This is a genomic window from Bacillus sp. FJAT-28004, assembly GCF_001280845.1.
GTDB lineage: Bacteria > Bacillota > Bacilli > Paenibacillales > Paenibacillaceae > Pristimantibacillus.
Window position 1 is genome coordinate 911,574 of record NZ_LGHP01000002.1, and the last position, 25,533, is coordinate 937,106.

Below are 25,533 nucleotides of genomic sequence, written 5' to 3' on the forward strand. Positions count from 1 at the left end.
TCTAAAAAGGATATTTGCTCTAAATGATTCATAAAAATCGGATAGCGCCAATCTTTCATAGATAGGAGTAAATATTCTAAATATTCATAATAAATAAATAATAATTCCGTTATGACTAAAATGGTGGTACACTACAAGTGAAATTGGAAAAAGGAGGTATAAATGGTTGTCTACGTTGTTTAAGGACTCATTTCGGAACAAAGCAATTTTTGGTCCTAGCATCCAGATCGATCCCTCATTTCCCTATTATCAGCAAAGGTCACCAGAGAGCATTGTTGAAGAAATTATGCTTGCTGGGTATCAAAGCGTCCATTATTTTGTCGTAAATGAACACGTCATACAGAAAGATTTGCTGCAGGCGTTCCGTCAAAAAGGGATTCCGGTGTGGGCAATGGTGATCGGAAACGGCACATTCTCTACCGAAAGATTTCCTGAGGAATGGCCCTCTTGGCAGATGAAGCTGCTTAAGGAACCGAGTGACGGCTTCTGGCGGCTCTCCCCATTTAGCGAAGGCTACGTGCAATGGAAGAAATCAGCGATGGCTAAGCTGGTGACGGATTATCCCTTTGATGGGATTGAAATAGCCGAGCCGTATTTTCCGGAGTGGGGCGGGATTCAAAGAGGTATTTACGGTGATGTTGGACCGCTTGCTGAGTCCGCATTTCGTTCGCGTTACGGCATGGATATGCCTGAATTTACAAACACTGCTGCTCCTAACTATTACCTTCGGGACCTTCAAACGTACAACAAATGGATTGATTTCCGCGTAGAAGCAGTCAACGGATTTATAAATGAAATGATCAATGGGAAAGGGGGCGTTCGTGAGGTCAGGCCGGATATTGCTGTCGCAACTTGGTCGCTTGCAATCCATGCAGGACAGGACAGCCTTGAGCGTCTCCGTGAGGACCAAGGTCTTCATGCTCCATCGATGATTGAGAGCGCTCAGCCGGATATACATTTTTTGCAAACGCATTGGCCCGATTGGCTTCGGGGAGACCTTTCAGCTGATTATGTTAAAAACTACCAGCCTTTTGTCGAGCAGATCAGGGAACGGTTTCCCGATCTACCATTAGCCGTTCAGGCCGATATCGGTTCGGCGCAACACATGATTAAAGGCGGAGAATGGCTGAAGACTTTCAGCCAAACAGCTTTTTCACTTGGATATGCATCATGGACAGCTTATGAATATCATACAGGCGGATATATATATGAAGAAAAGCCGTTTCCCATGCTTGCGGAACGAATAAGCAGCAGTGAGATCGTTATTTCATTCAACAAACGTATCGACGAATATTCGGCCATGAATGATTCCTGCTACAAGATTTGGAACAATGGCGCTTCTATGCTCATGGCGTGGGATCTCATTGCAGTTGACGGAAACAGGGTTATGCTTCGATCGGAACAGCTTCCTGAAGCTCCTTTTGTGCTCGAGCTAAGTGATATTCGTGATACACCTGAACGATGGTTATTTAAAGACAAACCAGCAAATGTGATTCCATATGGGACGAGAATGTCCATTCCAGGAGCGTATTGATCATGAAATGGGATGGGCACACCAAGTCATTATTGTCGATATGGAGCGATATCGTTTTGAAATATGATTTGGAGATTCGTTGAGATCAGTACGCAGCTATCATTACTCATGGGGAGTGAAAATGATTATATGCAAACGATTAATATTGGTTTTATAGGTACTGGCGGTATCGCACATCTTCATGCAGGTCAGATGCAAGCGCTTGAGGGTGTGAATATCGTCGCAGTTGCGGAACCGAACGAGCAGTCTGCTTTGCAATTTCTAACCTCGTTTAACTTGACCAATGTCCGCCGATACTCAGGCCATAAAGAAATGCTAGAAGAAGGCGGCTTGGATGCCGTCATTATATGCTCACCGCATACACTCCATTTTACCCAAGCATTTGATGTATTGAACGCAGGCTGCCATGTATTGATTGAGAAGCCGATGACCTGCTCTTCCCAAGAAGCAGAACAATTAATAAACGCTGCAGAGGCAAATTCGAGGTTGCTTCAGGTTTCCTATCAAAGACATTTTCAACCGGAGTTCATCTATATTCGCCAAGCGATCGCAGATGGCGTAATTGGCAAGCTAAGCTCTATTAATGCGACGCTCTATCAGGATTGGAAGAGAAGTCAAACAGGCACATGGAGACAAAATGCCGCTCTTTCCGGAGGCGGTATGCTAATGGATTCAGGCAGTCATATCATTGACGTTCTGCTATGGACGACTGGGCTTACGCCGCTTGAAGTGAAGTCGACGCTCAGCACCCATGGAGCACCGGTTGAAATCGATTCTTTTACGAGCATTCGTTTTGAAGAGGGAGCAGTTGCTGCACTGAACATCGTTGGTTTTGTACCAGGTTTTAAGGAGTTTTATTCTTTCTGTGGTGATTTAGGCGTCATCTATCTCGAGAACGGCAGGATCGAAGTTTCAACGTATAAGGATGGTGTTCTGCAGGTTAAGCTGCCAGCTCAAACAACGAATCAGGATAAAAGCTTTATTGATGCGATCAGGGGCGAACATGAGATATTGGTTTCGGGAGATTATGCCAGGAAGGTTATCCAATTGACAGAGGCGATCTACCGATCAGCTGATTATCAAGTTTGACCCGGTACATTCCATAACGATAAAGCAGGTGGATCAATGAAGCAGAAACTGATCTCAGACCTGAAGGATGGATTCATTTTATCCTGTCAGGCACTCCCGAATGAGCCTTTATACGGTTCTCGCAACATGGCGGCTATGGCTGTGGCGGCCGAAGAAGGGGGAGCTGCGGCGATTCGGGCAAATACACCAGAGGATATTCGTGAAATGAAACGAAAATGCTCACTGCCTATCATCGGTTTATTTAAAAAGCATTACGAAGATTCGGCTATATACATTACACCTACGATGGATGAGGTTACGGAAATAGTAGAAGCTGGCGCTAATTTCGTCGCTGTGGACTGCACGCGATTGCCGAGGCCGGGAAATCAAAGCTTGGATGATCTCATCAGTCAAATTCGCACCACGTTCCCACAAATTCCAATTGTCGCTGATGTATCGATCTATGAAGAAGGGGTTAATGCGATTTCTCTAGGTGTGGATCTTGTATCTACAACGATGTCCGGTTATACACCACACAGTCCGCAGCAGGATGCGCCTGATATTGAGCTAGTTCGAAAGCTGGCTCGGTTAGGAAAGGTCCCCGTGCTCGCTGAAGGCAGGCTGTGGAACATTGAGCAATGCTTAAACAGCTTTGACGTTGGCGCTTATGCTGTAGTCGTAGGTACGGCCATTACGAGACCGCAGGAAATCGTCAAACGATACGTACAAAATATTCGTAGAGTGGCAGTCACAAAATACTGACGCGGACATCTAATTTCCCATGAGGAGCGTGATTGTTTTGAACGTAAGTTTGAGTATGTGGAGCGTGCATAAATATTGGTATGAGGGAAAATGGGATACCGTTGATTTTCTTGCATTTGCTTCCGAGACAGGCGTAAAGGGAGTGGAACTGCTCAGTTGTTTTTGGAAGGAAAAGGAGAGGGATATCCCGTTAATAGATAAAGCGCTGCAAAAATATGACTTGAAGGTTGCTTGCTTCAGCGCATGCAATAATTTTGTTGTAGCAGATGATTCGGAGAGGCAAGCACAGGTAAAAGAAGTAACGGATGCTGTCGACGCGGCTGTTCATTTTGGAGCCAAGGTAGTCCGTGTATTCTCAGGGGATTTGCCGAATGACTCGATATCGTTTGAGCAGGGGATGCAATTCGTTATTGATGGATTAAGTGCTGCGGCTCAATATGCCGAACAGAAGGGTGTAACACTTTGTTTGGAAAACCACGGCTTATTCGCCGGACGCAGCGATCAGGTTATGGCTATCATTCAAAAGGTTAATTCACATGCGCTGCGAAGTACGTTCGACACCGGCAATTTCCTGCTCGTTGGCCAAAGCTCAAGTGATGCGATTGATGAGCTGAAAGATTATGTTGGGCATGTGCATGTGAAGGATTTTTTACCGGTGCCGGAAGGCACGCCTGGAGGTGTAACTCGCGCCTTAACGGGAGAGCTGTTTCTAGGGAAGATTGCCGGAGAAGGCGCGGTCGATTTGCAATATATTTTTGGTGAATTGAATAAATCAGGCTTCGACGGGTGGCTCACCGTAGAGTTCGAAGGTGAAGAAGAACCTAAACTTGGTTCTATAGAAGCGGTTAATTATGTAACGGATATCGTGGCTGCCCTTTAGGCATACAAGAAATCGTAAGGATAGTTAGTTGGTTCGGACGATGACCAAACTCGAGAACATGTGAAAGGAGATACAACGTGAACGTGCATTTTCTGGGGACAGCTGCTGCGGAAGGTTTTCCCGCAATGTTTTGCCGCTGCGTCCATTGTTTGAAGGCAAGAGCGCTTGGCGGCAAGAACGTGAGAACGAGAAGCTCAGTCCTTATTGATGGCGTACTGAAGGTTGATTTTCCGCCAGATACGCTTCATCATGTGCTGCGTGACGGCATCGATTTGGGTTTGGTGAAGGATTTGTTCATTACCCACACGCATCTGGACCATCTTCGTGCAGAAGATTTGGAGATGCGGATGCCTGTTTATGCCCATGGATTGGATGTTCCTCTGCATGTTTATGGACACGATGCCGTTATTCGCAAGTGCCGAGATGCTGTTGGAAGACCTGATGCGGAGCGAATGGTGCTGCGAAAGATCGTACCGTTCGAAACCGTCGATACCGGAAATGCAAAGGTAACGGCGCTGCCGGCTTACCATGACCCGGATGAAACTTGTCTGCTCTTTCTGATCGAAAAGGATGGGAAGCGTATTTTTTATGGGCACGATACCGGCCTTCTTCCTGAAGAAACATGGCGATGGCTGGAACAGACGAGCGTGGACCTCGCCATCTTGGATTGTACGAACGGTCATTTGCCATTTACAGGCGGGCATCTTAATATTGAGGCGGTTCTGGAGATTAGGAATCGGTTACGCAGCAATGGAATTCTCAGCCAGGATGGTAAGGTTGTGGTTACACATTTCTCTCACAATATTGGACTGCTGCACGACGATCTTACGCAGTTTTTTGATCAAGAAGACATCATCGTTGCTTTTGATGGGATGATTTTGCAGCTATAATACGGGTCCCTGGATGCAGCGGCCTGAATGGAGTGATTGCAGTTCATGAAAGCTTCCGAACAGTATTACTTACAATACAGCCATCATGTTGAAATTGAGAGACAGCAGGCGATTGACGAGGGGAAAAACATCAGTGCAGAATTGGCTGCTAAGTATGAGAAGCTGGTCTTGATGCAGTGGAATGATCCCCAGCGTGAAGAAATGGCAGCGACTTATATAGACGAAATGGGGAAGCAGCCCTTAAGAGCTGACTTCTCGTTTGTTGAGCCTTCGAACCTGCCGGAAATTTTAATGGAACGATCGGCAGCAGAACTTTCGGCAGTTCAGTCTATTCCATATGAAGATTTAGCGGATAAAATGTATGGTGCATGGCTTGGTCGTTCCGCAGGCTGTTTACTTGGTCAGCCAATAGAAGGCTGGAGTAAGGAACGAATTATGGGTTTGTTAAGGGAGACAGGCAATCTTCCCGTTCATTATTATATTTCATCCGAAATTGACCCTGAGATTGCCAAAAAGTACGGCGTCATTAATGAGGGAGGGTCGTATGGCAACGAGTGCGTAAGCTGGATTAATAATGTGAAGCATATGGTTGAGGACGATGATATGAACTACACAATTATTGGCCTTGCTGTCGTGGAAAAATACGGCTATGATTTCTCTCCTGACGATGTAGCGGAGTCTTGGCTAAACCTCTTGCCGCTGCTGCGCACCTGCACAGCTGAACGAATTGCCTACCGGAATCTAGCTAATCGGTTGGATCCACCACTTTCAGCTACATATCGCAATGTCTATCGGGAGTGGATTGGTGCTCAAATCCGAGTTGACTTGTATGGCTACATTAATCCAGGAAACCCAGCGAAAGCAGCTGAAATGGCTTGGAGAGACGCTTCAATCTCACATGTGAAAAATGGCATCTACGGTGCTATGTGGACGGCGGCTATGCTGGCAATGGCTGCGGTGACGGATAATAGGCAGGATGTTATTAAAGCCGGGCTCGGTCAAATTCCTGCGAATTGTAGACTTGCTGAGGATATTCGGTCGGTATTGAACTGGTACGAAGAGAATGTGAACTTCGATACTGTAGTAGAGCGTATCCACCAGAAATATGACGAAAGTAATCCCCATCACTGGTGTCATACCCTCTCAAATGCGATGATCGTGGCCGCTTCGCTGCTGTATGGTGAAGGAGAGCTGGAAGCAACGATAGGTTTGGCAATCATTTCGGGCTTTGACACGGATTGCAATGCGGCTACCGCAGGATCTATTGTAGGTATGCAAAAAGGAGCGCGTAGTCTGCCGGAGAAATGGGTGAAGCCGCTAAACGATAAAATCCGTTCAGGAGTAGACGGGTTCGGAATCGTGTCTCTTTCCCATTTGGCAGAGCGAACGATGAAGCTGATTGAAAATAATCCTTATTTGAAGTGATGGAGTAGGTACTCATTGAAAGATTCTGATCATACAAACCCAATACCGTTTTGAACTGCACCCCAATTGTTAGACACCATCTAACAATTGGAGGTGCAGTTTTTCTATGACCAGGTTCAGTACAGATGGAAAAATACATGCTGTTATACGTTATCAAAAGGGATCAGACAGCTTGAAAACCATTAAGAATTTCTTTGGGATTATGAAATCTGAATTTCTGTACTTAAAGGAATTTGAAAGTATTGAGCATTTTAAACAAGAGCTCTCTACATATATCGACTATTACGATAATCTGTCTAACTTTAAGGGGTCACTTCACTCGAGAGAGTGGCTTTTTTTATGTCTAAAGAGGTTGAACGGGTGAGTATTACCTAGTTTTATAAGAGATAAGGTTATAGAGTGTATCACTAAAAGATTCATTTAGAATTACAAATCCGAGACAAATTACCTATTCCATCGTATAATTGTTTGAAGTGAAATAAATGTCTGATTTTATTCTCTAAAAAAGTAACAACTAAGGGGCGTACATCATGGATTCGATATTATTTATTGCAGCGTGGGCAATTGTTGGAATTTTTATTGGTGGAGTAATAGTACTGATTAAAGCTAAATTCAAGAAATAAATTTACAAAAAAACACGGATTTCATCATGAAAGAGCTGTATAATTTGTCATTCGGTGAAAGAATTGCATTCGAATTATTCGATTGAAGTTCCATCAGTGAGTAAACCAAAAATAAAGACGAGTGTAAAAATAGATGGCGAATTAATAATAAGGCAATGAATTCAACATCATAGTTTATGTACTCCAAATGGCTATGAGATTGAAACCATTTAGAATAGCTGAGTAACAAACCCAATACCGTGTAGGTGTTGGGTTTGTTGTATATTAGAAGAAAAGGGACTTGTGGAATTGTTAGACTGATATTCTAGGATATAGTATAGGTTTGCTGATCTCTTGTAGATGAGTGTAGTCGTAATCGCAATGAAGAGGTAGTTGCACATTTAATTAAAAAAGAGGAATTCGAAAGAGTTTTTGATAGATGTATGGATTGAGACAATTAATAGGAGGGATATATTTGACACTACTTAGAAAAGGCTCTAGGAAAATCGTTGTTGGAAATGAAGAATATAGGTTTATTATTTCGGCAACAGCAAAAGGTACTATTCTGTTAGTGGTAGAAAATGGGGATGTATCAGGAAAAAGAATTGAAGTGAAGATCGAATCAGACATTAATGATTTTTGGGTCGAATTTCCTTACGTTGAAGGTTTGAACTTAAAACTATTAAAACCAAAAGAAGTAGCTGGAATCATTCAGGAAGCAGTTAAGCTTAATTGGAATTCAAGAGAAAAAGGTTCACCTTTGTTATTTGATTGGGCTGACAATAAGTTGATTAGAAGTCAATGATGGAACTGTTTATCGCGATTTTCGAATGAAGGTTGAACAAAGAACATCAGCTAGCGAGCTTCTGAGAATTTAAAGTCTGGTTGGCAATCCAGTAAGATACATATGTTTAGCGTTTGTATGTTGTTTAAGTGCTTCGATCGTTTTGGAGTTAGGTTGCTTATATATTTCTAAATAGTCTATTTCGTTATATTCATGACGTACAGGAAAAGCCAATTTTTCTTCGGTTAAAGAAAACTCCGCAGTAATACCAGCTTTATTTCCACGAGCATCAAAGCGTATCCATCTTCCAATACTTTTGATATAAGCGGCATTAAGAGCATGGATGCAATACCCTGTACCTTGTGTATCACCGATTGTCAGTCGTTGATAACAAAATCCAGTTGGAATCCCTTTGCTTCTTAATAGAGCAGATAGTAAATTAGATTTGGCGTAACAAATACCTTCTTTGTAAAATAGCACATCCGAAGCGGTACATGTAATTCGGCTGCTTTGAATATCCCAAGAGTGAGATATATGGTCTCGAACAAATTCATAAGCATTCTTTATAAAATCGACTTCATTTAATGATTCGGAAAATAACTCCGCCGATTTCTCGTTGATTGTCGGGTGACTGAAATCAATGAGTTCTGTTTCCTCCAAATAATCTTCTAAACAATCCGATTCACATGATAAATTCATTGTAAAGTACCCTCCAGCATCGATTTAAACCATTTGAATTATTATGCATCAAGATGGATTAATATACAATAAGTAAAATCTAAATTCGTTTAACCATAGTTAACCATAGGAGTATTAATGACTGAATAATGAAATGTAATATGGTACAATAGACGGAGATTTCTTAAGAAGATTACGATATGTTTCATTTGTGTTCTTACAACAAAAAACCACTTCCTGAGTCAGCACATTCGTACTGAAAGAAAGTGGTCTAAGTAAACAAAAATGAGTTCTGGTCAGCTTGCCTGCGCAATGGCTTCCCAAAACCCTTGAAAGTGTATAGTTGGTGCGGTCGAGAGGACTCGAACCTCCACGGCTGTTACACCACTAGAACCTGAATCTAGCGCGTCTGCCAATTCCGCCACGACCGCAAAACATGTTTTAACACAAAATATCGTACCATGAGCAAGCTGGAATAGTCAACAATATTTTATAAAAATGGGGGAAAATGTTGTGGAACAATTAGAGCAAAAAATTATACAAGAAGGGATCGTCCTCAATGACAATGTATTGAAGGTGGATTCGTTCTTAAACCATCAAGTAGATCCGCAGCTTATGCTTGCCATAGGTCAAACCTTCACCTCACTTTTCGAAGCGCAAGCAATTACGAAGGTACTTACGCTTGAATCCTCAGGCATTGCACCTGCTGTTATGGCTGCTCTGCAAATGAATGTTCCGTTAATATTTGCACGTAAACGGAAGTCGCTAACACTTAAGGACGATCTCTACACGGAGAAAATCTATTCCTTCACTAAACAAGAGGAAAGTGAAGTATCGGTTTCACGCAAGTTTTTGGCGGCAGAAGATCGTGTCCTCATTATTGATGATTTTCTAGCGAACGGCGATGCAGCACTTGGTTTGGCTCGTATCGTAGAGCAAGCGGGAGCTTCGGTAGCTGGAATTGGCATCGTGATCGAGAAGGCGTTCCAGCCAGGGCGGGAAAAGCTGATCGAACATGGTTATCTCGTACATTCATTGGCAAGAGTCGCATCGCTCGCAGGCGGCAAGGTATCCTTTGCTCCCCATCCTGTTGTTCACTCGTAAGCAAAGCATTGACAATACAAGTTGTATGTAACTATAATGCTTACAGGATAATGAAGCTATAATAGCTATCGAATTTGACAGGTGGTGATTGCGTTGACTAGCAATAGGTTTGCAGTAGCCGTTCATATTATGACGTTATTGGAGACAAATAAGGCAGCACGACTGACATCAGACTATATCGCTGGCAGCGTAAATACGAACCCTGTTGTCATCAGGCGTATTCTTGGATTATTAAATAAAGCGGGTCTTGTTACTACAAACCCAGGAGTTGCAGGTGCTGTGATTACAAGGCCAGCAAGCGATATTACTCTTTATGATATTTACAATGCCGTGCATAACAACGGACAAGACGAGCTGTTTGCTATTCATGAGCAGCCCAATCCAGAATGCCCAGTTGGCCGTAATATTCAGTCCTCGCTAGAAACGGCGTTTCATGAAGCGCAGAAGGCGATGGAAAACAAGCTGGCTAACATTACACTTGAGCAAATTATTCAGGATGTTGTAAGCAAGTTTTAAAAATGGAGTGGATTAATCACAAGAGAGGCCTAAATGGGTCTCTTTTTTTTCTACATACTGAAGTTATAAAGTTTTTTCTGAGAAGCTGCAGCCTTCGCATATTTTCCAGCATTTTCACAAACAATGATAGTAAACAGTGAAGAGGTGCGTGCAGCAATGAGGAGACAGCATAATGCTTTTGAGGAAAGAGAAATGTGGAAATTTCGTAATAAGAAAAGACTTTATTTAGCTAGAACAGCTGCGGCTGCCCTACTACTTTGTACACTTGCAGCTGTTGGAAGTCCGCTCAGCTACGATAATGTATCCGCTCAGAGTTCAAAGATAAGTGCGGCTGCGCAGGTGGATGAACGTAAGCCAGTGGCAATCGTAATCGATGATTTTGGAAATAATATGAGCGGAACAGAGGAAATGATGAAGCTTCCGATCAAAATTACAGCGGCAATTATGCCGTTTATGCCAACGACTAAGAAGGATGCAGAGGAAGCGTATAGACTTGGCCACGATGTCATTGTTCATATGCCGATGGAGCCGAATAAGGGGCTTAAAAGCTGGTTGGGCCCTGGGGCGCTTACGACTGATCTGAGCGATGCTGAGGTTCGTAAACGGGTAGAGGAAGCTATTGACGATGTGCCTCATGCAATCGGGATGAACAATCATATGGGCTCCAAAGTAACAGCAGATGAGCGGATGATGCGAATTGTACTCAGCGTATGCAAGGAACGGGGTCTCTTTTTTCTCGATAGCCGGACTACCTTCAAAACGGTTGTTCCCAAAATAGCCAAAGAGCTGGGTGTGCCGACAGTTTCCAATGATGTATTTCTTGATGACATTTATACCGTTCAGCATATATCCAAGCAAATCGGTGTACTTCGAAAACATTTGGAGTCACATGTTAGCTGCATCACAATCGGACATGTAGGAGCACCTGGGAAGTATACAGCCTCGGTTCTCCATCAATCCATACCTGCAATGCAGCCTAGCGTGAGATTTGTGAAGCTGACTGCACTTATTGGCGGAGACTCAATGAACGATCCACTTATACTGCCGAATTCCTGAGGCAATGGCTTCAGCAACTTCTTGCTGACGCTGTGGATCTGTCAACATCGTACGATCATGATCGCTGCTAATAAAGCCCATTTCTACGATAACAGCAGGATCTTGAACTTTTCTAAGTAAATAAAACGGTTTTCCTTCCCTTGGAAGGAATGCCGTATTTTGCTGTCGATTGAGCGCATCTTGTATGCAAAATGCAAGTAATGAGCTTTCACCGCTACTCTGATGCAGCACTAGAGGGCCTTTCTGCATCCTTTTCTTAGACCAATTTACATGCAAACTAATGAGCAACTCACTTTCAATTTCATCGGTTAATTGGCGGCGCTGTGATAAATCCTTACGATGTCTTGAACGCGTATTATGCCAACGATTATCGTCGCTGAGAGCATAATCGCCGGTTCGATTAAGTACAGCTGGAATGTTATGGCTTCGTAAAATGAAATACAGCTTACGAGCAACAGCTAAATTAATGTCCTTCTCTAGAATATCAGCCGCTGAAGCTCCCCCGTCAATGCCGCCATGTCCAGCATCAATGATGACAACGGTTGACGGCAGCGCCCAATCCTGATTATAGCCTACCGGCAGAAGAGGCCATGCAAAAGCGCTGGATGAGCTGCTGGAAGCAGCCAGCCATATTGCAACAAAGATTAATGCCATTTTACGAAACATGCTGATTGTTCCTCCAGATTTCTTTGACATAAGGTTAGCGTGGCTGTTTAGAGGGAAACTCATGCATGTTTAGTTTGGATGGTTAAGGGGCAAACTTAAATTATTAATTCATACGGTATTGAAGGGAATGAGTCATATGGCAAAAGGCGATGAATACGTTAAATTTATGGCCGAAAAATTAATTGCTTATATAGAGACGCCAAGGGAAGAACGGAAACAAACCAATGTGTTAGCCAAATCTCGGAGAGAGCATTGGCTAACGCGTTGGTTTGGATGGGGACCTATGAGTATCATGTTATGGTGGCGAGGACGCGCTGAGCGTCATCGGTAAAAGTGGCCAAGTTCGATAAGAAGTTGAAGCGGAATATAACGGCGATCGGATTCATCTTCACCTGCTTCAAGAGCGACATAAATTTGTTCGTTGTCCCATTTGTTATATCCGACTACAGACCAGACATACAACATTTGACCATCAAACAGCTCTGCGGTATAGCGGAGCTGTTCTTTGTTGTTTATTTTGGCAAAAAGAGATGAGTAAGAGCTTGAGCTTAAAGTGAGAGGTTTATTCGTTAGCCAAGGAAGCTTATCAAATGGATTAAATGACGGCAGAGAGACTTGTTTGAGAAGTGCTGCTTTCTGCGTGCTTAACAAGGGGACGGCCTTATCAAGCTTTGTTGAAGCAGCATTCATCCAATCTTCCTTGTTGGCAGGAAGCGATTCACCACTAGCGGCATCGGCATAATAAGTTTCTTCCGCCGTCGTTATTCTCCATGCGGCAAGGAGAGGATGAACGTATAACCTTTCAATCTGGTTTGCAGGTTTCAAAAGCTCCAGCTGCTTAATCGCTCGCGTGAGAGTGCTCTCGTCGAATAAGGGTTGGCTGTTTGTTCCGTACTCACCCAGTTGATATCCACCGGTCTCCACCGCATTAACGACGAGATAACCAACTGTATTTTTATTTTGCATGACAAGTACAAGCCAGCTATGCGTTCCTGGTCCGATTGGAGAAACAACGATCGTCGACTTCTTCCATGCGGCAAAAGATGGCTGTACGGCTAGTTCTTCAACCCAGCGCTGCGCTTGCTGCTGAACAGGCTCATAAACGGTTGTAGGATTAGAAACGGCCGTAGCAGCTTGTGGCTGCAATCCGCCTGCATACAATACAATAGCGGTTAAGACGCATGCCGCAGTAAACTTAATGAATTTTTTTGGCATAATTAATCACCTCCATGTTATTGTATAGGACAAGCTTTAAGAAGGCTGTTACAACCTGTCGTGTAAGGGCGGCCTAGTGACCGCCTTTTTTTGACGTATTGCTGCGGATAACGTCTAATCTATGTCAATCGATACCCTCGAGATGAAAGATGCCGCAGTTAATGGCGGACGCAGTCACTCTAGGTTCGTATTGCCACCTTATTTCGGATTGACGTTGTGCGAATTGCTCTTCGATTGCCGGCTTGTTATCTTCGAGAGCATTCTTAACGAGCGGCTCATAATAGCCGATTATTCGGTCAAGCTCTTCCTTTAGCCTAGCCGAGGCACCCTCAGCCCAGCTATAGTCGTAGCTGCGAAGCTTGCGCTCAAGCGTTTGCTCCACGATGTTAAGTGCTTTATTAAAGGAAAGGCCGTTTTTGGTGATGTGAATATTAGCTGGCAGACGTGGTGTAAGCTTATGCGTGAGCAACCGATCGTAGAAATGCTCTATACATTGGCCAGTCGCTAGCGAGACGCCGTAGCTATGAATTTCTTCACGCTTGCGATCGCAAGCAAATTCCACTCGCATATTAACCGATAGCCATGCAGTGTAAGGTGTAGAAGCAAAGGGATTACTGGAACGTTTATCAGGCTCCTGAAATAAATGAACGAAACTGCCCTTCGCCTTCGCAGCATCAAATATTTGCTCCAGCTTGCGTGCGCCAAAAAACAGGTCTTCGCGCGGAACGCGAACAGGTGCTGTCAGACTTCCGTGAACGAATCCAAGAGACCGTCCAAGAGCAGCATTCGCAGCTATATCCTGAGCGTTTAAAACAGCATCCTGCTCCGTAATCACAGCTTCATTTTTTTTTAGCTCTTCGGCAGCATCATATTTGTTTTTGTCGGTAACGAACAGGAAAGTCATCGTCTCCGGTTCTGCGTCAACACGATCGACGAAGCTCCAGTAGTAGGGGCGATTCGTAAGCTCACGGTCGGCGTGAGGAGAGAGCTTGACCGTAAAATGGCTTGGTGATTTTTCTAGAATCGAGCATTCTGTAGCTTCTAAATAGCGGTTTACGAATTTGTGCACCTGTTTTTCGTTCAAGGCTGCACCTCCACAGTTTGTCCAAGCGTATCCAAATTCACTAGTAGATCAGGACTTGTTGGCAGCGGATTTTCTCCGGTCAACACCTCTTCACGAATCCGGCTTAGGGAAGAGCCCAAATGATTGATTTTCTGTTTTAAATCCGTATCGTTGCCCGATTCGAGCAGCATTCGAGCAAGTCGCTGCTCAAGCGAGCCATCCCCTTTTTCGAAACGCTCCAATATATGATCCAGCTCACCGATAACAAGCTCGAACAGATTGATTTTTTCATGCAATAGGTTGACGATATGCTCTTCAATCGTCCCGATTGTGCATAGGTTATAGATCTTCACGTCTTCCTTTTGTCCAAGGCGATGCACGCGGCCAATGCGTTGTTCGACTCTCATCGGATTCCATGGCAGGTCGAAATTAATCATATGGTGGCAAAATTGTAGATTGATCCCTTCGCCGCCAGCTTCCGTTGCGATTAAGATTTGTGCGCGACCACGGAATAAATCCATCATCCAATCCTTCTTGCCTCGGTTCATACCGCCACGATAAGGTACGGCAATCATGTTTTGCGCACGGAAAAACTGCAGCAAATATTCCTGAGTAGCCCGGTATTCGGTAAAGATGATGACCTTGTCATCCATTTCTTTGACAAGCTCCATCGCTTTTTCTGCTTTTGTATTTGCCTTGATATTACGAATCTTCTCGACGAGCTCCCATATTTTTGGACGCATAGGAGAGTCTTCTGACGTTTTCTTAAATAGATTCACAAGAGTTAGAAATACGGCATCGCGGCTGCTGCATACTTCACGCTGAAGGGTAACGAGAGAGAGCATGCTCGATAAATCACCGCCGCTTTCCTCATAACGCTCTTTGACGAACCCGGTTACCGCATCGTACAGCGCTTGCTCTTCTTCTGAAAGGTTAAGCGGTATATTTTTGACAAATCGTTTCGTGAAATGAATGCCGCCGTCCCCGCGCCGATTACGAATCATGACGCCGGACAGAGCTTCCTGCAGCTGATCTTCATTTTTCGGTAGACGCTTGTCGACAACAAAGTTTGCAGCAAATTCACTTTGACCGCCTAGTTGACCTGGCTTGAGCAGTGTAATGAGATTGAACAGCTCATCCATATCGTTTTGGATAGGAGTGGCCGTAAGTAGCAAACAATATTTTTTACGCAAAAGATTAGCGAACTGATAGTTAGTCGTTTTCTTGTTTTTCAGCTTATGCGCTTCATCGATAATGATGATGTCATAATCTGTACCTAGCACAATCTCGCGATGCGGATCACGCTTCGCGGTATCGATAGAGGCGACAACTACATCATATCCCCATGTATGCTCCTTCTTCTGAGCTACAGCGGAGATGCCGAATTTCTGATTCAGCTCACGCACCCATTGGAGCACAAGTGAAGCGGGGACAAGAATGAGGATACGCTTTGCTAATCCGCGCACGATGTATTCCTTGAGAACGAGTCCTGCTTCTATCGTTTTCCCTAGACCTACCTCATCGGCTAAAATCGCGCGGCCTCCCATTTCATGCACGACTTTGCGGGCTGTGCTGATTTGATGTGCCATCGGCTCGAAGGCCGGAAGGGATCGCAAACATAACAATTCTTCAAAGCTTTCTATTCGCTTCGCTTGCTCGGCCTCCATGGCGAGCTGATATAACGTCCAATCATCCCATGGACCGCCTTTTGACAAACGGTTTTGCAGTTCTTCAAACCAAGAGCGGTCATGCTGCAGTTCGACTAAAGGATGAAGCTTGCGAGAAGTTAAAGCCGAGCCTGCTTCACCTGAGGCAGCCTGCGGTGTCGTCTGAAATGTCATCTAGTACAGCTCCTTCCGCAGTAAAAGGATAAGTTGTTATTAGTATTGCCTTCTCATCTAATATTAATAAGATACTGCTAAAAAAAGAGCATGGACTAGAAATATAATGAGAGTGGGCATATTAGTGGTCAGGTTTGCTAAATTTCGCCACAAACAAGCATGTTAATCAACATATAGTATAGTATAATGGTTTAATGACACAATATATTGTGCTAAAAGCATATAGTATCTTACCTATGCCTTCAGCACGTTAGTTTGAGGGAGGAAGCATTCGCGATGGAGATGTCTGGTGAAAAGCGACTTGAGGGACTAAGTGAGAAAATATTTTTGGATCGATATGCTTGGAAAAATGCAGATACGAGTAATACGGTGGTCGGCGATATCGCGCTTGTTCTAACGAAAGATGATCCGAAATTTCCTGTAAAGGAAGTCGGAGAGGTGATCTCGCGTGAAGGTAATAATGTCACGGTTAAGCTTAGAAATGGTGAGCTTGTGGAGTCTAGTATCGATAAGCTCACCCTTACAATAGAGAAGACGCCGGAGGAAATGTGGGATCGTCTTGCTGGTGCGATGTCATCCGTTGAAGCAGGTCTAGATAAGCAAAAGGAATGGCGTGAAAAATTCAGATATTTATTGGATGATTGGAAGCTGGTTCCAGGGGGGCGAATTGCTGCGGGTGCCGGCGCCAGTGAGGAACTGACGCTGTTTAATTGTTATGTGATTCCTTCACCAAAAGATAGCCGCGGCGGCATCATGACAACGCTCACTGAGATGACTGAAATTATGGCACGAGGTGGCGGTGTTGGGATGAATCTATCGTCGCTTCGACCGAAGCGAGCAATTGTTGCCGGCGTCAACGGATCATCCAGCGGTGCTGTCTCGTGGGGCGGTCTATTCAGTTATGCGACGGGCTTGATTGAGCAGGGCGGAAGCCGCAGAGGCGCTTTGATGCTTATGATCAATGATTGGCATCCGGACGTGTTGGATTTCATTACGGTTAAACAAACGATGGGTCAAGTGACCAATGCGAATTTGTCTGTCTGCATAAGCAACGCATTTATGAGAGCAGTGAAGGAAGATTTGGATTGGGAGCTTGTCTTCCCAGATACAAAGGAAATTGATTATAACGAGCTTTGGACTGGGGATCTGGAAGAATGGCGTAAGCTTGGCAAAAGGGTCATTTCTTACAAAACCGTGCGTGCTCGTGAAATTTGGCAAGCGATTATTGAATCGGCTTGGAAATCAGCTGAGCCAGGCGTCGTCTTTATGGAGTATTACAACCAAATGTCGAACAGCTGGTATTTCAATCCGATCATTAGTACAAATCCTTGTGGAGAACAAGGGCTGCCAGGCTGGGGCGTTTGTAATTTGTCTGCTGTGAATCTATCCAAGTTTTATGATGAAGAGAAGCATGACGTTGCTTGGGATGAACTTGCTAAGGTGACAAGGTGGTCGGTAAGGTTCCTGGATAACGTTATTGATAAGACACCTTATCATTTTGAAGAAAATGAACGTAATCAAAAGCTGGAGCGCCGAATTGGACTTGGTACGATGGGGCTCGCAGAGCTTATGATTAAGCTTGGTGTCCGATATGGCAGCGCGGAATCATTGGTTTTTTTAGATAAGCTGTACGGATTTATGGCGCGCGAGTCTTATTTGGCATCATCTGAAATAGCTGCTGAGAAAGGTTCATTTCAAGCGTTCGAAGCAGATAAATATGTTCAGAGCGGATTTATGAAACAATTAATAGCCGAGTTTCCGGAGATCGGAAAGTCAGTAGCTGAGAGAGGCATGCGAAATGTGACGGTTATTACACAAGCGCCAACCGGCAGCACAGGTACGATGGTTGGAACCTCTACAGGCATTGAGCCTTATTTTGCATTCGAATACTATCGTCAGAGTCGGCTTGGCTTTGACAAGCAGGATGTGCCGATCGCTGCATCTTGGAAAGAGTCTCATCCAGGTGAGGAGCTCCCCGATTATTTTGTTACCTCGATGAGTTTGTCTGCTGAGGATCATATTAGAGTACAAGCGGCTATTCAGCGCTGGGTAGATAGCTCAATATCCAAAACGGCGAATTGTCCGGCTGATTTTACGGTGGAAGAGACGGGCCGGTTATATGAGCTTGCATTTGAGCTTGGCTGCAAAGGCGTAACGATTTACCGGGATGGCAGCCGAGATGTGCAAGTGCTCTCTACGGCGAAAGAGGAGAAGGCTGAGGTCGCTTTTGACGCAGCTTTGGTGGAAGCAGTTGTCCCTGCGGTTCAACCGGAGCAGGAGCTTGATAAGCAGTATAAACGCAGGCCGCATGTGCTGCGGGGCGCAACTTATAAGGTAAACACACCATTTGGCATGGCTTATATTACGATAAATGACCTGAATGGCATACCGGCAGAAATATTCTTGAATGTTGGCAAGGCAGGCTCTGATGTATTTGCGATGGCTGAGGCCTTGGGTCGAGTATGCTCATTATTTCTACGGTATGGCGATCATGGAAACAAGGTGAAATTGCTCGTCAAACACTTAAAAGGCATCGGCGGATCTGGAGCGATTGGATTCGGAGTCAATCGAGTGGAGTCTATAGCTGATGCCGTTGCAAAATCACTGGAGATTCATATGGAGAATGGGATGGAGCAAGAGTCCGCTACACAAATAGTGCAAAGAGAAGAAACAGCAGCGTCTGCGGATTATACGTTCTCGAAAGCTAATGAAGACACTTCTTCCGTTGATTTGTGTCCGTCATGCGGCTCTGCAGCTCTCATTAATATTGAAGGTTGTAAGCAATGTACGCAATGTGGGTTTAGCAAGTGTAATTGATTGTTCATTTAGTGAAAAAGTCATCGTTACCGGGAAGCCGATAACGATGACTTTTTATTTGCAGCTGAAGATCAAAAAAATAACTAAAGAACTTAAAAAGCAATCTCAGTCAAATCTCGGGGCATTTTGAGCAACTCTGTCGAAAGCTATTTGCCACCAAATATATTATTATAAAAGCAGTTTCAAATGGCATACTCGTTTGACGGCTTTTATTTGTAAAGGTGTGAGAGTAATGGATGACTGGAAAATTCCTTTATGCCAAGCAAAAGTACTGGATGAATGGATTACAGCCTTTTACCGCGTGCAAGGAATGGAGATTCCTATCGTTAATTTTCACTCCCATCATGAATATGAGATTTATTATTTTTATGGAGGGGAGTGCAAGTATTTAATTAATAATCAGATATATGATTTGCAGCCTGGCGATATCATCTTATTGGACGGCTTGACCTTGCATAAGCCCAATCCGCGTTCCATTCCTACGTATACGAGGAGTATGCTTCATTTTTCGCCTGCTTGGTTGCAGGAACTGTTGACTGTTCTTGGAGCTTTGAAGTTGTTGGAACCCTTTCATAACCTTAACAATTGTTTGCTTCGAACGGGGAATGATGAATCGGGGCAGTTTGTCGAGGGAAGCATCAAGCGGATCGCTGGCTTCTTAGTTCAGATAAACGAAGAGATGAAGCGAACAGGCCAAAAAAACGAGCTGCTTGAAGCGGAATTGAAAATGGATGTTGTACAATTGCTGCTGGGCATTTACAAAATGGCACAAAAAAAATTCACCCATGTGCGGAAAAAAATGACGGGAAAGGAACAGCATGCCGAAGCGATTTCGACTTGGCTTAAGGCGCACTATACCGAAAAAATAAGTTTGGATCAATTGGCTGCGGAGTTAAATCTGAGTAAGTATTATGCATCGCATATTTTCAAAGAAACGACCGGTTTTACGGTGATGGATTACGTAATGGGCTGCCGACTGAATCAGGTTAAATATTTGCTGGAAATAGAGCCTGATCGGTCTCTGACAGAGGTATCCCGTGCAGCGGGTTTTGAGAGCGTGTCGCATTTTAGCCGCTATTTTAAAGAAAAGATGGGTATCACGCCATCCGGTTACCGTGAAAAAAAACGCATGCGAATGAGGGACGACGAGCCTTGAATAACCATCAAGGGTTAAGTCTCAAGATTAAGCACGGTTAATTGAAAGCGGATACAAAAATGCCTATCAGCTGCAAATCGATATTTTCGGAAAAATTTACGTGAGGAGAATTCATAATGAAAAAAGTAAGAATGGGAATTATCGGCATAGGTGCGCAAGGCGGGCTTTACGCCGGATTTATAGCAGATGGAAAAGTCAATAACATGGTTATCGGGGCGATATGTGACATTGACCCAGAAAAAAAGGCAATGTGCGTGGATAAGTATCCTGGCATTCCTTTTTATGAAAATTACGTGGACATGCTCGAAAGCGGTAATGTTGACGCGATTGTAACCTGTGTTCCGCATTATCTTCACCCCGAAATGGGCATCGAGGCTTTAAAGAGAGACATCCACCCTTTGGTCGAAAAACCGGCTGGTGTCTATACCAAACAGGTACAAGAATTAAACGATTTTGCAGCATCCAAACCTGCATTAACCTTTGGCATTGTGTTTAACCAGAGGAGCAATCCGCTTTATCAAAAAGTCAAAGAGATGATTGATCAGGGTGAAATCGGTGAGATACGCCGCACTAACTGGATGATTACAACCTGGTGGAGACCGCAGGGTTACTACGAGCAAAGCGCGTGGAGAGCAACTTGGGGCGGTGAAGGCGGCGGTGTACTCGTAAATCAAGCACCGCATCAATTAGATTTGCTCCAATGGATTTGCGGTATGCCAAAAAAGGTTTATTCCAATGTTAAGTACGGATACCAAAGAAATATCGCTGTCGAAGATGAAGTAACCGCAATGCTCGACTACGGGAATGGCGCTACGGGTGTATTTATTACGTGCACACATGATGTTATTGGCACGGACCGCTTTGAAATATTGGGAGATAAAGGGAAGATTGTCGTTGATGACAGCAAAAAAATTACGATCAAACGACTGAATAAATTAGAGTCCGAAATGAGTTCAACGATGAAATGGGATGATGTCGTGAAAATATTTATGGGCCAAGGCCTCTCCGAAATATATGAGGAAGAAGTGCTGGAATTTGAAAGTGTTTGGGGAGCTCAGCATATCGCTGTCCTGGAAAATTTTGCTGCGAATATCGTTGACGGCACACCTTTGCTTGCGCCTGGCACCGATGGAATCCATGGTGTGAGGCTGGCGAACGCGATCCATCTGTCTAGCTGGTTAGGCAAAGAAGTAGATATTCCATTTGATGAAGAGTTATTTGCAGCTGAATTAAACAAGAAGGTGGAAGAAGAAAGAAAAACACCGATTCATAAATAATGCAGCATAAAAGGAGGTCGTGACCACATGGGAAAAGGTAAGATTGGCGTACAAATGATGATGCTTAAAGGAAAAGTCGAAGAGTTAGGCGTTTATGAGACAATGAGAACGTTACATGAATTGGGGTACCGGAGTGTTGAAGTATCTCAAATTCCGATGACGGAAGATAACGTAGCTGCGTTTAAACGGGCATCTGAAGATTTCGATATCAAAATTGCCTCACTTTCGGCTGCCCTGGAGCCGATGCTGCCGGGCATGCCTGGCGAAACATTAACCAATGATTTTGAGAAAATGGTGAATGATTGCAAAATCTTGAATTGCAGCTTCTTACGCATCGGTATGCTGCCGTTCCATATCATGGGCGATAAAGAAAAAATAATGGCGTTTATAGGGAAAGCTGAAATGATGGCGGAGAGATTAGCCAAGCATGGCATCGAATTATATTATCATAATCACCATATTGAATTTGCGAAATATGATGGCGAATATTTATTGGATCTAATGAAGAACAATACCTCTAAACTAGGTTTTGAGTTAGATGTCCATTGGATTCAAAGAGCGGGCTTAGATCCGATCACATTGATCAAACAATACGCGGGCCGTATCTCTTTGCTGCATTTAAAAGATTATCGGGTAGGGCAGATGAATGTGGATGAGGAAGACTTCAAGGATATGCCAAAGTTTTTCCAGCGGTTCACCAATGTGATTGAATTTGCGGAAGTCGGCGAAGGAAACTTGGATATGAAAGGAATTATTGAAGCGGGCCTTGCGAGCGGGGCAAAGTATTTTTTAGTGGAGCAGGATGAGCTTTACGGGCGCGATCCCTTTGATTGCTTGAAAATATCGGGCGACAATTTAAGAGCAATGGGCTATTCCGATTGGTTCTAAAAAATCGATGCGATCTTATAGTTAACTGAACAGACCAGATGCTGCCCAGCGGCTTCAGGTCTGTTTTTGCATGAATAATGTTCTATTGTAAGCTGCGGTATTCCGTTGGCGTTATGCCTTCAATTTTTTTGAAAATACGTGTGAAGTATCCGGAGTCATTAAAGCCGACGGCTCCAGCGATATTGGCAATCGTATCTTGAACGTTTTTCAATAACCGTTTTGCTTCTTTAATTCGGATTAAGTTTTGGTAGTCAGTAAGGGTCATTCCTGTTTCTTTTTTGAATTGTCTCGATAAATGAACGGGATGAACAAAACAATGTTGAGACAAGCTATCCAAATTCAGAGGTTTGCCCATGTAAGTGTTTAAGTGTTCCATGGCTTTCTTGATCAAAGGGGAATAGCCTGAGATCGCATTATGATTCACTAATTCGCAATATTCATTGCTCATGAGTGCCATTAAAGTATCGTAGGATTCAATTTTATCGGTACGCTCGATTTGCTTGGAAAATTTTTCGGAAATTTTGTGAAGGAAAAATGGCTGTACTTTTCCCTTTTCTGCGGCTATACGTAATAACGTATTAAAAATAATTAAACCGTTTTTCATGGCTCTAACCGGTTGGTTCGGGAACCTGTCGGAGAGATCGTACATGTTATTCATTTTTATCATCAAATCGTTTATAAGCTCAGTGTCGCCAAGTTCTACAGCATGCATGATTTCTTTCTCAAAACGATATTTGTGTTCGATTAATTCGACATCCTGTTCATCAGGTTGATAATAGTTAGAATCAGTGATTGATTTTTGATGCTGCTCTACATGTTTTTGTCTTGCGGGGATAACCTTCATCGGAACATGATAAAGCGTCTCTGCTTTATCGAGAATGTTGGTAATACTTTGTACTTTGGAGATCCCGAGAAGCGTCAGGCCTCTAAAAAATTCTTCTAACGCAAATCGACTGTTTTGTTGAATGTTTAGTTTACTCGTATCCGGGATTTGCAATAAGAAAGGGCCGTTTACCAAAACGAGAGTGCCGTTGTTGCTGGTTTGAAAATTACGAGCTAAGTAGGAAAGTCCCCAGTCGTTCGTATATAAGCAGCATTGATCATGTCGCACTGCTTCCTTGCAAAGGTGTTGAAGAGTTTCTCTCTGCTCTTCAAAAAGAAAATCCAACAGTTGGTCATGCTCATGAGCGAATAAGGTAGAACCGTCTTCGTCTAACACTAAAGTATTAATACCCGTCAAATGAAAAATGGTCGTACTGATCGGAGTGATTTGGAGAAAATCATGTCCCATGTTGAGCCGTGTCTCCTTGACGTTAATTTAGTCCTGAATGTGCTAATACAGTACTTATTCTTGTAAGCGCTTTTAGTATAAGCTTTATCTTACAGAAACACAATAAGGTACACAAAGGAGTAGAGAGATGTTATATCCCATAGTAAGTGATTCCCGTGCAATTATTGATTTAAACGGTATTTGGAAATTCAAGCTGGATACCGGAAAAGGTTTTGAAGAGAAATGGTTTCAATCTTCGCTTAACGAAACGATGAATATGGCAGTTCCTTCGTCTTTCAATGATGTAGGTGTAACCGCCGATATTCGTAATCACGTAGGCTGGGTATGGTATGAGAAAGAATTTACGGTACCGAGTATCTTCCGTTCCCAGCGAATCGTGCTGCGGTTTGGTTCGGCAACGCATACGGCTAAGGTTTATGTGAATGGAGAGCTCACGATGGAGCATAAAGGCGGTTTCACCCCTTTTGAAGCCGAGCTTAGCTCAAATCTGGTCGGAGGTTCAAACCGTGTAACGGTTGCCGTAAATAGTATCGTGGACGAAACAACGCTCCCGATTGGGATCTACACGGAGAAAGATATTCCCGGCGTAGGCAAGGTTGCTCGGAATCAGCCGAACTTCGATTTCTTTAATTACGCAGGAATTCATAGACCAGTCAAGATTTATTCGACTCCCCAAACGTATGTCAAAGACATTACGATCGTTCCTTCAATAAATGAGAAGTCAGGGATTGTGAACTATTCTTTGGATGTTGTGGGAGAGGCTGACGTTAGAGTAAGCGTATTAAATGCAGACGGTGCAATAGTCGGAGAAGCGGGCGAAGCGCAAGGCGAAATCAGAATCGCCGATGTGAAGCTGTGGGAGCCGCTTAACGCTTATTTGTACAATCTTAAAGTAGAGCTATTAAACGGCGATCAAATCGTTGATGTATATTTCCAGCCTTTCGGAGTCAGAACAGTTGAGGTCATTGACGGAAAATTCCTGATTAATAATAAGCCGTTTTATTTCAAGGGATTCGGCAAGCATGAAGATACCCCTATTCACGGAAGAGGCTTTAATGAATCGGCCAATGTTATGGACTTCCGATTAATGAAATGGATCGGAGCCAATTCATTCCGTACGGCACACTATCCTTATTCGGAAGAGCTAATGAGATTAGCCGATCAAGAAGGCTTAGTCGTTATCGATGAGACTCCTGCTGTAGGACTTCATTTGAATTTTATGGCCGCGATGTTTGGCGGAGGTGCAAAAAGGAATACTTGGGCTGAACTAAAAACGCAAGAACATCATCAAGAAATAATTAAAGAGTTGATAGCTAGGGACAAAAACCATGCTTGCGTGGTCATGTGGTCGATTGCGAATGAACCGGCTTCTGAGGAAGAAGGGGCATACGAGTATTTTAAACCGCTTGTTGAACTGACTAAAGCCATTGACCCGCAAAAAAGACCGGTAACTATCGTCACGCATTTAATGTCAACACCCGATACATGCAAAGTAGCAGAGCTTGTCGATGTACTCGCATTAAATCGGTATTACGGTTGGTATGTGGATGGCGGGGATTTGGAAAATGCGAAAGTGAATCTCCGTAAGGAGCTGAACGGATGGCGCGAGCGCTGTCCAAACAAACCGATTGTGATGACCGAATACGGCGCCGATACGGTTGCAGGATTACATGATATCGATGCCGTCATGTTTACGGAAGAATATCAAGTCGAGTACCTGCGTGCGAATCATGAAGTTTTTGATGAATTCGATAATTTCGTCGGCGAGCAGGTGTGGAACTTTGCCGATTTTAATACAAGCCAAGGATTTATCCGTGTGCAAGGGAACAAGAAGGGTATTTTCACAAGGGACAGAAAACCCAAATACGCAGCCCACGCACTGCGCGAAAGATGGTCTGCCATTCCGGATTTCGGTTATAAGCAATAATTGCGATTGGCCTTGCACCATGTAATGAACGTAAATGTAAACTCGGGAATTCGGATAGATGAAGGCCGCTGGCTAACGTCTATCCCGTCCCGA

General features: G+C 43.9%; 22 protein-coding genes, 1 tRNA gene and 1 pseudogene. 17 read left to right on the forward strand and 7 right to left on the reverse strand.

Features of this window, described 5'->3' with window-relative positions:
- Positions 1-166 precede the first annotated feature (166 nt).
- The 8 genes and pseudogenes from AC787_RS26025 (at position 167) to AC787_RS26060 (ending at position 7,966) form a co-directional block, all read left to right on the forward strand.
- The gene (locus AC787_RS26025) at positions 167-1,534 is read left to right on the forward strand and encodes an N-acyl-D-glucosamine 2-epimerase (protein WP_235561121.1); all 1,368 of its coding nucleotides are present in this window, start codon (positions 167-169) and stop codon (positions 1,532-1,534) included.
- Between the two features lie 129 nt (positions 1,535-1,663).
- Complete coding sequence (locus AC787_RS26030) at positions 1,664-2,623, forward strand: Gfo/Idh/MocA family protein (RefSeq protein ID WP_054028200.1); 960 nt, start codon at positions 1,664-1,666, stop codon at positions 2,621-2,623.
- Between the two features lie 36 nt (positions 2,624-2,659).
- Positions 2,660-3,364, forward strand: coding sequence for an N-acetylmannosamine-6-phosphate 2-epimerase (locus tag AC787_RS26035; protein WP_054027861.1), 705 nt, complete (start codon positions 2,660-2,662; stop codon positions 3,362-3,364).
- Positions 3,365-3,401: 37 nt separating this feature from the next.
- Positions 3,402-4,244 carry a sugar phosphate isomerase/epimerase family protein gene (locus tag AC787_RS26040; RefSeq protein WP_054027862.1) on the forward strand — a complete coding sequence of 281 codons (843 nt, stop codon included), beginning with the start codon at positions 3,402-3,404 and terminating at the stop codon, positions 4,242-4,244.
- A gap of 77 nt (positions 4,245-4,321) precedes the next feature.
- Positions 4,322-5,134 (forward strand): MBL fold metallo-hydrolase, encoded by an 813-nt coding sequence (locus AC787_RS26045; RefSeq protein WP_054027863.1) that lies wholly within the window; start codon positions 4,322-4,324, stop codon positions 5,132-5,134.
- 45 nt (positions 5,135-5,179) lie between these two features.
- Positions 5,180-6,559 (forward strand): ADP-ribosylglycohydrolase family protein, encoded by a 1,380-nt coding sequence (locus tag AC787_RS26050; RefSeq protein ID WP_054027864.1) that lies wholly within the window; start codon positions 5,180-5,182, stop codon positions 6,557-6,559.
- A 181-nt stretch (positions 6,560-6,740) separates the two neighbouring features.
- A pseudogene (locus AC787_RS35445) lies at positions 6,741-6,923 on the forward strand (IS3 family transposase); the annotation flags it as partial.
- A gap of 713 nt (positions 6,924-7,636) precedes the next feature.
- Positions 7,637-7,966 (forward strand): hypothetical protein, encoded by a 330-nt coding sequence (locus AC787_RS26060; protein WP_054027866.1) that lies wholly within the window; start codon positions 7,637-7,639, stop codon positions 7,964-7,966.
- Between the two features lie 69 nt (positions 7,967-8,035).
- Here AC787_RS26060 and AC787_RS26065 read toward each other — a convergent pair whose 3' ends face one another.
- On the reverse strand, positions 8,036-8,644 hold the full coding sequence (locus AC787_RS26065) for a transglutaminase-like domain-containing protein (protein ID WP_054027867.1): 609 nt from the start codon (positions 8,642-8,644) through the stop codon (positions 8,036-8,038).
- Between the two features lie 323 nt (positions 8,645-8,967).
- A tRNA-Leu gene (locus tag AC787_RS26070) sits at positions 8,968-9,054 on the reverse strand.
- 82 nt (positions 9,055-9,136) lie between these two features.
- Here AC787_RS26070 and AC787_RS26075 point away from each other — a divergent pair.
- The 3 genes from AC787_RS26075 to AC787_RS26085 all read left to right on the forward strand — a co-directional run bounded on the left by AC787_RS26075 (position 9,137) and on the right by AC787_RS26085 (position 11,299).
- On the forward strand, positions 9,137-9,727 hold the full coding sequence (locus AC787_RS26075) for a xanthine phosphoribosyltransferase (protein ID WP_054027868.1): 591 nt from the start codon (positions 9,137-9,139) through the stop codon (positions 9,725-9,727).
- Positions 9,728-9,820: 93 nt separating this feature from the next.
- Positions 9,821-10,243 (forward strand): Rrf2 family transcriptional regulator, encoded by a 423-nt coding sequence (locus tag AC787_RS26080; protein ID WP_082361148.1) that lies wholly within the window; start codon positions 9,821-9,823, stop codon positions 10,241-10,243.
- Positions 10,244-10,399: 156 nt separating this feature from the next.
- Entirely contained in the window at positions 10,400-11,299 is a 900-nt protein-coding gene (locus AC787_RS26085; RefSeq protein WP_235561122.1) for a divergent polysaccharide deacetylase family protein, read from the forward strand.
- Here AC787_RS26085 and AC787_RS26090 read toward each other — a convergent pair.
- Positions 11,264-11,965: an N-acetylmuramoyl-L-alanine amidase family protein gene (locus AC787_RS26090; RefSeq protein WP_054027869.1), complete on the reverse strand. Its 702-nt coding sequence runs from the start codon at positions 11,963-11,965 to the stop codon at positions 11,264-11,266. The genes AC787_RS26085 and AC787_RS26090 overlap by 36 nt on opposite strands.
- 136 nt (positions 11,966-12,101) lie before the next feature.
- Here AC787_RS26090 and AC787_RS26095 point away from each other — a divergent pair, with 136 nt between their 5' ends.
- Positions 12,102-12,296 (forward strand): YqzE family protein, encoded by a 195-nt coding sequence (locus tag AC787_RS26095; protein ID WP_054027870.1) that lies wholly within the window; start codon positions 12,102-12,104, stop codon positions 12,294-12,296.
- Here AC787_RS26095 and AC787_RS26100 read toward each other — a convergent pair.
- The 3 genes from AC787_RS26100 to AC787_RS26110 form a co-directional block, all read right to left on the reverse strand.
- A complete protein-coding gene (locus AC787_RS26100; protein ID WP_054027871.1) occupies positions 12,287-13,180 on the reverse strand; it encodes a hypothetical protein in 894 nt (297 codons plus the stop codon). The genes AC787_RS26095 and AC787_RS26100 overlap by 10 nt on opposite strands.
- Before the next feature lie 124 nt (positions 13,181-13,304).
- Positions 13,305-14,264: a YqhG family protein gene (locus AC787_RS26105; protein WP_054027872.1), complete on the reverse strand. Its 960-nt coding sequence runs from the start codon at positions 14,262-14,264 to the stop codon at positions 13,305-13,307.
- A complete protein-coding gene (locus tag AC787_RS26110; protein ID WP_054027873.1) occupies positions 14,261-16,084 on the reverse strand; it encodes a DEAD/DEAH box helicase in 1,824 nt (607 codons plus the stop codon). Before AC787_RS26110 ends, AC787_RS26105 begins: the two co-directional genes overlap by 4 nt.
- Positions 16,085-16,360: 276 nt before the next feature.
- Between AC787_RS26110 and AC787_RS26115 the strand changes: the two genes are divergently transcribed.
- The 4 genes from AC787_RS26115 (at position 16,361) to AC787_RS26130 (ending at position 22,222) form a co-directional block, all read left to right on the forward strand.
- A complete protein-coding gene (locus AC787_RS26115) occupies positions 16,361-18,901 on the forward strand; it encodes an adenosylcobalamin-dependent ribonucleoside-diphosphate reductase (RefSeq protein WP_054027874.1) in 2,541 nt (846 codons plus the stop codon).
- 232 nt (positions 18,902-19,133) lie between these two features.
- Positions 19,134-20,057: a helix-turn-helix domain-containing protein gene (locus tag AC787_RS26120; RefSeq protein WP_054027875.1), complete on the forward strand. Its 924-nt coding sequence runs from the start codon at positions 19,134-19,136 to the stop codon at positions 20,055-20,057.
- Positions 20,058-20,173: 116 nt separating this feature from the next.
- Positions 20,174-21,334 carry a Gfo/Idh/MocA family protein gene (locus AC787_RS26125; RefSeq protein WP_200930763.1) on the forward strand — a complete coding sequence of 387 codons (1,161 nt, stop codon included), beginning with the start codon at positions 20,174-20,176 and terminating at the stop codon, positions 21,332-21,334.
- 27 nt (positions 21,335-21,361) lie between these two features.
- Complete coding sequence (locus tag AC787_RS26130) at positions 21,362-22,222, forward strand: sugar phosphate isomerase/epimerase family protein (RefSeq protein ID WP_054027877.1); 861 nt, start codon at positions 21,362-21,364, stop codon at positions 22,220-22,222.
- An 82-nt stretch (positions 22,223-22,304) separates the two neighbouring features.
- Here AC787_RS26130 and AC787_RS26135 read toward each other — a convergent pair whose 3' ends face one another.
- Positions 22,305-23,513 carry a helix-turn-helix domain-containing protein gene (locus AC787_RS26135; protein ID WP_054027878.1) on the reverse strand — a complete coding sequence of 403 codons (1,209 nt, stop codon included), beginning with the start codon at positions 23,511-23,513 and terminating at the stop codon, positions 22,305-22,307.
- A 127-nt stretch (positions 23,514-23,640) separates the two neighbouring features.
- Here AC787_RS26135 and uidA point away from each other — a divergent pair, with 127 nt between their 5' ends.
- On the forward strand, positions 23,641-25,440 hold the full coding sequence (gene uidA / locus AC787_RS26140) for a beta-glucuronidase (protein ID WP_054027879.1): 1,800 nt from the start codon (positions 23,641-23,643) through the stop codon (positions 25,438-25,440).
- The last annotated feature ends 93 nt before the right edge of the window (positions 25,441-25,533 follow it).

Bases quoted from the DNA above. Each gene is read 5' to 3' on its own strand.
- AC787_RS26030 (WP_054028200.1), top strand. From the start codon at position 1,664: ATGCAAACGATTAATATTGGTTTTATAGGTACTGGCGGTATCGCACAT.
- AC787_RS26035 (WP_054027861.1), top strand. From the start codon at position 2,660: ATGAAGCAGAAACTGATCTCAGACCTGAAGGATGGATTCATTTTATCC.
- AC787_RS26050 (WP_054027864.1), top strand. From the start codon at position 5,180: ATGAAAGCTTCCGAACAGTATTACTTACAATACAGCCATCATGTTGAA.
- AC787_RS26065 (WP_054027867.1), bottom strand. From the start codon at position 8,644: ATGAATTTATCATGTGAATCGGATTGTTTAGAAGATTATTTGGAGGAA.
- AC787_RS26085 (WP_235561122.1), top strand. From the start codon at position 10,400: ATGAGGAGACAGCATAATGCTTTTGAGGAAAGAGAAATGTGGAAATTT.
- AC787_RS26090 (WP_054027869.1), bottom strand. From the start codon at position 11,965: ATGTTTCGTAAAATGGCATTAATCTTTGTTGCAATATGGCTGGCTGCT.
- AC787_RS26095 (WP_054027870.1), top strand. From the start codon at position 12,102: ATGGCAAAAGGCGATGAATACGTTAAATTTATGGCCGAAAAATTAATT.
- AC787_RS26100 (WP_054027871.1), bottom strand. From the start codon at position 13,180: ATGCCAAAAAAATTCATTAAGTTTACTGCGGCATGCGTCTTAACCGCT.
- AC787_RS26110 (WP_054027873.1), bottom strand. From the start codon at position 16,084: ATGACATTTCAGACGACACCGCAGGCTGCCTCAGGTGAAGCAGGCTCG.
- AC787_RS26115 (WP_054027874.1), top strand. From the start codon at position 16,361: ATGGAGATGTCTGGTGAAAAGCGACTTGAGGGACTAAGTGAGAAAATA.
- AC787_RS26120 (WP_054027875.1), top strand. From the start codon at position 19,134: ATGGATGACTGGAAAATTCCTTTATGCCAAGCAAAAGTACTGGATGAA.
- AC787_RS26125 (WP_200930763.1), top strand. From the start codon at position 20,174: ATGAAAAAAGTAAGAATGGGAATTATCGGCATAGGTGCGCAAGGCGGG.
- AC787_RS26130 (WP_054027877.1), top strand. From the start codon at position 21,362: ATGGGAAAAGGTAAGATTGGCGTACAAATGATGATGCTTAAAGGAAAA.
- AC787_RS26135 (WP_054027878.1), bottom strand. From the start codon at position 23,513: ATGGGACATGATTTTCTCCAAATCACTCCGATCAGTACGACCATTTTT.
- uidA (WP_054027879.1), top strand. From the start codon at position 23,641: ATGTTATATCCCATAGTAAGTGATTCCCGTGCAATTATTGATTTAAAC.